Here is a 6,173-nt window from a genome sequence, read left to right as displayed (position 1 = left end):
CAGCCTTCCCGGCGCGAATTTCCGCCCGATATGTTCGCCATTCCAGCGCCTCGAAAGTGCGATTAATAGGTTCTGACCCTAGGGCAGGGGCTGGACAAGCACCTGCTTCGCCGCCATAGGCCGCTCCGGGAGTCGGTCGGACGCTTGCGTCCGCCAACTTGGTCAGGTCCGGAAGGAAGCAGCCACAACGGGTTGCGGTGGGTCGGCCGGCTCCTTTTTCACTTTTCAGCAGCAGCTTTCATGCGCGAGCGCGCCTCGTTGCGCGATCCCGTTGCCGGCACAAGCCCGGCCACTTTGCCAAGGCCAAAGGGCGGCATGTTGCCGTAGATCGTCTCATAGGCTCCGGCCGAGACGGCATATGTTTCGTGAAATATGCCCACCGTGCCATCGCTGCCGACGGCTTTGTTGAACGCTACCCACGCGGGCCAGTGTTTCTGGTCACGATCACGCGCGTAGGCTTCCAGACTGTCAAAATCGCGCCAGTATTGCATCAGCACGACGGTGCGCAGATTGCGCAGCATGAATTCGGTGCCAAGGAATCCACTTTCGGGATTGCGCGCCAGTTCTTCTATCATCGGACCCATCGCGCGGGCGACGGGAAGCCATTTGCCCAGTTTGCGGAAGCGGTTGATCCGCATTCCAATGACGAAGACCACCAGCGACTGGTTGAAGTCGGCGGTGAAGCGGCCGGGCGTGATCGTGGTCATAGGTTGGAAGTTGCATTCTGCAACTTATGAGTCAATCCACCGTTTCCGGCTATGGTCGCGTTCGACAATTGTGGTGCAAGCGCCTACCTAGGGCAGCGATGGCTGATTCCACCGACATGTTTGGCGATCCTCTGCCGGAAGAGGAGAACGAACCTTCTGCCGCCGAACTGGAAGCGGCAGGGCAAAGTTCGATGTTTGGTGATCCTGCACCCGCACCGCCAGCGCCTGAGCCGGTTGGGACTTCTGCGCCTGGTGCGGTTTCGGCACCATCGCCGACGCCATCTCCCACAGCCCCTTCGGTGCAGCCCTATCGCGTTCTGGCGCGCAAATACCGGTCGCAGACCTTTGCCGAACTGATCGGGCAGGACGCGATGGTCCAGACGCTGGGCAACGCGATCAAACGGGATCGGCTGGCCCACGCCTTTCTGATGACCGGCGTGCGCGGGGTGGGAAAGACCTCTACCGCGCGCCTCATCGCCAAGGCGCTGAACTGTATTGGCACGGACGGGCAGGGCGGGCCAACGATCGACCCATGCGGCGTGTGTGAGCCGTGCCGTGCGATTGCCGAGGGCCGCCATATCGACGTGATCGAGATGGACGCCGCATCGAACACCGGTGTTGATGATGTGCGCGAGATCATCGAGGCGGTGCGCTATGCTGCCGTTTCAGCGCGCTACAAGATCTACATCGTCGACGAAGTTCACATGCTGTCCCGCAATGCTTTCAATGCGTTGCTCAAGACACTTGAGGAACCGCCCGCACATGTGAAATTCCTGTTCGCGACAACCGAGGTGGACAAGCTGCCGGTCACGGTGCTGTCGCGCTGCCAGCGTTTCGATCTCAAGCGCATTCCTGCCCCGTTGCTCGCCAGCCACTTTGCGATGATCTGCGAAAAGGAGGGCGTCGAGGCCGAGGACGAGGCGCTGTCGATGGTCGCCGCTGCGGCCGAAGGATCGGTACGCGATGGTCTGTCGATTCTCGATCAGGCGATCAGCCACGCCGATCTTGTCGGTAGTGACGATGGCAAGACGCGCGTCATGGCTGAGCAAGTGCGGCAGATGCTGGGCCTTGCGGACAAGACCATGCAGCGCCGTCTGCTGGAGGCTGTGCTTTCGGGCAAGGGCGAGGTGGTTCTGTCCGAGGTGGCGCAGCAGTATGCGCTGGGAATCGAACCCATTGCGATGATGCGCGCGCAGATGGACGTGGTTCACCGTGTTACGGTGACGCAAATCGGTGGAATCGGGCCAGACGTGCGCTCCACCGAGGAACGCGAAGCGCTGGAAGCCTGGGCAAAGGCGCTTTCCGCGGGGCAATTGCACCGCCTGTGGCAGTTGCTGCTCAAAGGTTATGAGGAAGTGAAAGTCGCGCCCGATCCGCTGGTGGCGGCGCAGATGGCGCTGCTGCGGGTTATGCACGCGGCTGACTTGCCCGACCCCGGCGGTCTGGTGAAGAAGCTGGAAGAACTGGCTTCACGGCCCGCGATTGCCGCGCCATCAGGCGATGGGATTGTGGGGGAGTCGCCTGCGGTTCAGGCCGCATCGCCCACAACCGCCACGGCCAATTGGCAAGCGCTGGTTGAACAGGTGGAGCATGTTTCGCCGCTTGTCGGATCGACGATGCGGCTGGGCGTGCGGGTGGTTGAACTGCGCCCGGGATTGCTGCGTTATCAACTTGCGCCGGGCTTGCCGGGTGATCCGTCAACCGATATCCGCCGAGCGCTGAATCATGTGACCGGTGAGGCATGGATCGTGGAACGCGGTGAGGGCGACGCCCTTCCCAGTCTGGAAGAGGCCAAGGCGGTGAAAGCCGCTGCGGCCGATGCCGCGATGATGGAAGAGCCGCTGGTCAAGGCCGCGCTGGAAGCCTTTCCGGGCGCTGTGATCGTGGACGAAGAAAGCTCGCGAGAGCACGAAAAGAGACCTTGGAGCAAACGCGCATGAAGTCGATGGAAGAGATGATCCAGGCCGCACAGAAGGCGGCACAGACCATCCAGAAGCAGATGGAAGATGCCCAGTCGACGCTCGACAACATCGAGGTTGAAGGCGCTGCGGGTGGCGGTCTGGTGAAAATCCGTGCCTCGGCCAAGGGCCGCGTGATCGGCGTGTCTATCGACGATAGCCTGCTGGCGGTATCGGAAAAGGGCATTCTGGAAGATCTGGTCGCTGCTGCGTTCAACGATGCACGCGGTAAGGCCGATGCCGTGGCAGCGGAAGAAATGCAGAAGGTGCAGATGGCGGCAGGTATTCCGCCGGGCTTCAAGCTGCCGTTCTGAACGGCAATTGATTTCAGGCTATCGTGTTCCCGGTCCGGTCTGGTCAGGATTCCGTAAGGAACGTCTTGCGATTGGCTGATTTGCCAGCCAAGGCAGGAACATAGACCGATGTACCGGACAGGAATACTCGTTTGAGCGTGACTTTGCTTGCCAGCGCTGCCCTGATTGCAATGCCGGGCGGTGCAGGCGTCGATATGGCTGAAGCCATGTTGGCACCGACCAGTGCCGAGCAGGCTTTGGAAGCGTCTCAACCAGCGACTGGGCACCCTGACGGGGTGCCACAGGTTCCGATTGCGCAAGAGCAGGCGGCCCCTGCGATCGTTTTGCCGCAACCCGGTTTTGGCACCGCGCCGGAAGCAGCGCCGCCTTCGCTGGATCAGATCGAACAGGATGATACCGCCATCGTCGTCTCGGGCGCCCGCACGCCCAAGGAAGACCCGATGCAGGCGGTAAATCAGGCCTCGTATGAAGCGGTGCAGGCGGTTGACGATGCGGTGATCGCCCCCATCGCCATGACCTACCAGAAAGCGCTGCCCAGCCCGGTGCGGTCGGGCCTGCGCAATTTCCTGCGCAATCTGACCGAGCCGATCGTGGCGGTCAATTTCCTGCTGCAGATGAAGCCGGGCAAGGCAGCGGAAACGCTGGGGCGCTTTGCGCTGAACTCGACCGTGGGCGTTGCCGGGCTGGTCGATGTGGCGAAGGGCAAGCCGTTCAACCTGCCTTATCGTCGCAACGGCTTTGGCTATACCTTCGGCTATTACGGTATCGGCCCCGGACCTTACATGTTCCTGCCGCTGGTTGGGCCAACCACCCTGCGCGATGTTGTGGGACTGACGCTGGACCGATTCCTGATGCCGTTCGCGGTTGGCGGGCCTTTGCGCCATCCGGGCTATGTTTACGGCAGCTTCGTGATCCGTTCGCTGGACGAGCGCGTGGAGAACGATGCCCTGTTCAAACGCATTCGCGAGGAATCAAATCCCTACGCCAGCTATCGCGAACTCTATCTGAAGACGCGGCAGGCAGAGATCGACGTTCTGCGGGGCAAGGCCGATTTCCAGAAAGAAGGATCGGTGGTGCTCCCGGCGCTGACGCCAACGCCGCCGCCTGTAATATCTGCACCTGCTGTCGATACTGCGCCTGTTGCGCCGCCCGTGCCGGTCTACGTGTCCGAACCGGTGGTGCAGCCACTTCCGGCAGGATACTGATAAGGTTCAGCTTTCCAGAAGCAGCGAGTAATCGCGCAGCAGTTCCCATGCCTTGACCGGTGCGATCATCAGTTGTTCGTCGCTTTCAAGGCCCGCAAGGCGGCGAAGCATATGGGCTACTGTGGCGGCATTGCCTGCGCTCATGCCGTGGGTGGACACCAGCACTTCGGGATTGTGTGACAAGGTGTTCTCGAACAGCAGATCAAGATTCTGCGGCTGAAACCCGAAACCGAGGAACACCAGTCGTTTGGCGTTGGCGACCGCAAGGCGAAGGTCGCGCACGGCGTTGCGATCCGTGCTGCGTTCGGCGAGCGATTTCAGTTGCGCGGCAATGGCGTGCAGGTTCCACGGTTGTTCAACGCCCCATTCGGCCTGTGGCGCTTCACCCTTCTGCCAGGGCAGGCGGCCAATCATGCCGTGAGGATGAATGACGTCGAGCTTGTCGGCGATCACTTCCTGCGCTTCCTTCAGCTCGATGCCATAGGCCATGACCAGCGCGTAAGGCAGGAAGTGTTCAACTGATCGATCGTAGTTGAAATTGACTATGGTGAGTTGCTCGAGCGTGTGGCCGATCCTGCTGCGCGGCACGCCCGATGTGATAAGCTGGCCCAGCTGATAGACCCAGTGTTCCGCCACTTTGCCCTGCAAGGGGAGTTCGCCCGCCACGCGCGGAGCCTCTTTCAGGCTGGAGCGGGATTCGGCCTGCCCCATGAAAAAGGTGATCGCCAATTTGCCGCAGGCCAGCACCAGAGGGTCGTGATCGTACTGTTCGAGCACACTATCGACCGACCGCCCAAGACGGCAGGCGTTGCGCAGACGTTCGGCTGCGGCGGCGATTTCCTCTACTGGCTTGTGCAGCCGTTCCGCCAGCTTGTAGATGTTGCGCAGCAGCAACTGGCCATCGCGGGTTGAGGTGTCGGACCCCGCGCGTTTAAAATCATAGCCTTGGATAATCCGCGCCAGCAGTTCGGCGTTCGACGGGAACTGCAGTTCCATGCTGGCCCCGGCGCCGACGACCAGCGTTGTCCTTGTTCTGAGCATTCTGGAAGACGACCCCGGCTATCCCGTGAGTTTATGAGGGAACATACCTAAGATTGGGTTTACACAAATTGCAGCGATTGGCGGTGCAGTCTTGTAGTCGTTGATCCACAGGCCTTGATCCACAGGCGAAGTGGCAAAAGGCATTGCGGCAAGCGGATGCGGTCCCCATATCCCGAAAAAGCGCTGGGCGGCCTGCCCGGCAGGACGGAAACGAACTGCGCATGAATCTTTATCCCCTGCTTCCCCTCCGCGATATCGTGGTGTTCCCCGGCATGGTCGTGCCGCTGTTTGTCGGGCGCGAAAAATCGGTGGCAGCGCTGGAAGCGGCGATGGCGGGCAACAAGGACATTTTCCTGCTCGCCCAACTCGATCCGGGTTGTGACGATCCCGATCGCGACGATCTTTACGATACCGGCGTGATCGCGAGCGTATTGCAACTGCTCAAGCTGCCCGACGGCACCGTGCGCGTGCTGGTAGAGGGGCGTGAGCGCGCCGTGCTTGAAGGGCTGCGCGAGGAAACGACTGCGAACGGCGCGATGCTGGTCGCGCAGGTCGAAGCGCAGGACCCGGTCATCACCACCGGCACCGAAGTGTCGGGCATGATGCGCACCGTCGTCGATCAGTTCGCGGAATATGCCAAGCTTTCCAAGAAGCTGCCGCAGGATGCGGGCGGCCAGCTCGGTGATATCGAGGATGCGGGCAAGCTGGCGGATTCTGTGGCTGCGAACATCGCTGCCAAGGTTACCGACAAGCAGGCAGTCCTGTCTGAATCCGATCCGATGAAGCGCCTTGAAATGGTTCTCTCCTTCATGGAGGGCGAACTTGGCGTGCTGCAGGTGGAGCGGAAGATCCGCGGCCGCGTGAAGCGTCAGATGGAAAAGACCCAGCGCGAATATTACCTCAACGAACAGTTGAAAGCGATCCAGTCCGAACTGGGCGGCGGCGATG

General features: G+C 61.1%; 6 protein-coding genes and 1 other RNA gene. 5 read left to right on the top strand and 2 right to left on the bottom strand.

Features of this window, described 5'->3' with window-relative positions; all coding sequences use genetic code 11:
* Positions 1–125: 125 nt before the first annotated feature.
* Positions 126–220, top strand: an RNA gene (gene ffs, locus ACOVQ0_RS06800) — signal recognition particle sRNA small type.
* Here ffs and ACOVQ0_RS06795 read toward each other — a convergent pair.
* Positions 219–707, bottom strand: coding sequence for a DUF4188 domain-containing protein (locus tag ACOVQ0_RS06795; protein ID WP_421881906.1), 489 nt, complete (start codon positions 705–707; stop codon positions 219–221). The two genes, ffs and ACOVQ0_RS06795, sit on opposite strands and share 2 nt — an antisense overlap.
* 98 nt (positions 708–805) lie before the next feature.
* Here ACOVQ0_RS06795 and ACOVQ0_RS06790 point away from each other — a divergent pair, with 98 nt between their 5' ends.
* From ACOVQ0_RS06790 to ACOVQ0_RS06780, 3 genes are all read left to right on the top strand, one after another.
* Entirely contained in the window at positions 806–2,647 is a 1,842-nt protein-coding gene (locus ACOVQ0_RS06790; RefSeq protein WP_421881904.1) for a DNA polymerase III subunit gamma/tau, read from the top strand.
* On the top strand, positions 2,644–2,979 hold the full coding sequence (locus ACOVQ0_RS06785; protein ID WP_421881901.1) for a YbaB/EbfC family nucleoid-associated protein: 336 nt from the start codon (positions 2,644–2,646) through the stop codon (positions 2,977–2,979). The genes ACOVQ0_RS06790 and ACOVQ0_RS06785 overlap by 4 nt, the downstream gene beginning before the upstream one ends.
* A gap of 137 nt (positions 2,980–3,116) precedes the next feature.
* Complete coding sequence (locus tag ACOVQ0_RS06780) at positions 3,117–4,184, top strand: MlaA family lipoprotein (RefSeq protein ID WP_421881909.1); 1,068 nt, start codon at positions 3,117–3,119, stop codon at positions 4,182–4,184.
* Between the two features lie 6 nt (positions 4,185–4,190).
* Here the strand turns inward: ACOVQ0_RS06780 and ACOVQ0_RS06775 are convergent, their stop codons facing one another.
* Positions 4,191–5,180: a hypothetical protein gene (locus ACOVQ0_RS06775; protein WP_421881898.1), complete on the bottom strand. Its 990-nt coding sequence runs from the start codon at positions 5,178–5,180 to the stop codon at positions 4,191–4,193.
* 266 nt (positions 5,181–5,446) lie between these two features.
* On the opposite strand from ACOVQ0_RS06775, the gene ACOVQ0_RS06770 reads away from it, so the two are divergent.
* Positions 5,447–6,173, top strand: a 727-nt coding sequence (locus ACOVQ0_RS06770) for an LON peptidase substrate-binding domain-containing protein (RefSeq protein ID WP_421881895.1), incomplete at its 3' end; no start/stop codon positions are given.

This window comes from Novosphingobium sp., assembly GCF_049240505.1.
Taxonomy (GTDB): Bacteria; Pseudomonadota; Alphaproteobacteria; order Sphingomonadales; family Sphingomonadaceae; genus Novosphingobium.
The sequence above is the reverse complement of the archived record's forward strand: the minus strand, read 5'-3'. Positions and strand labels throughout refer to the sequence as shown.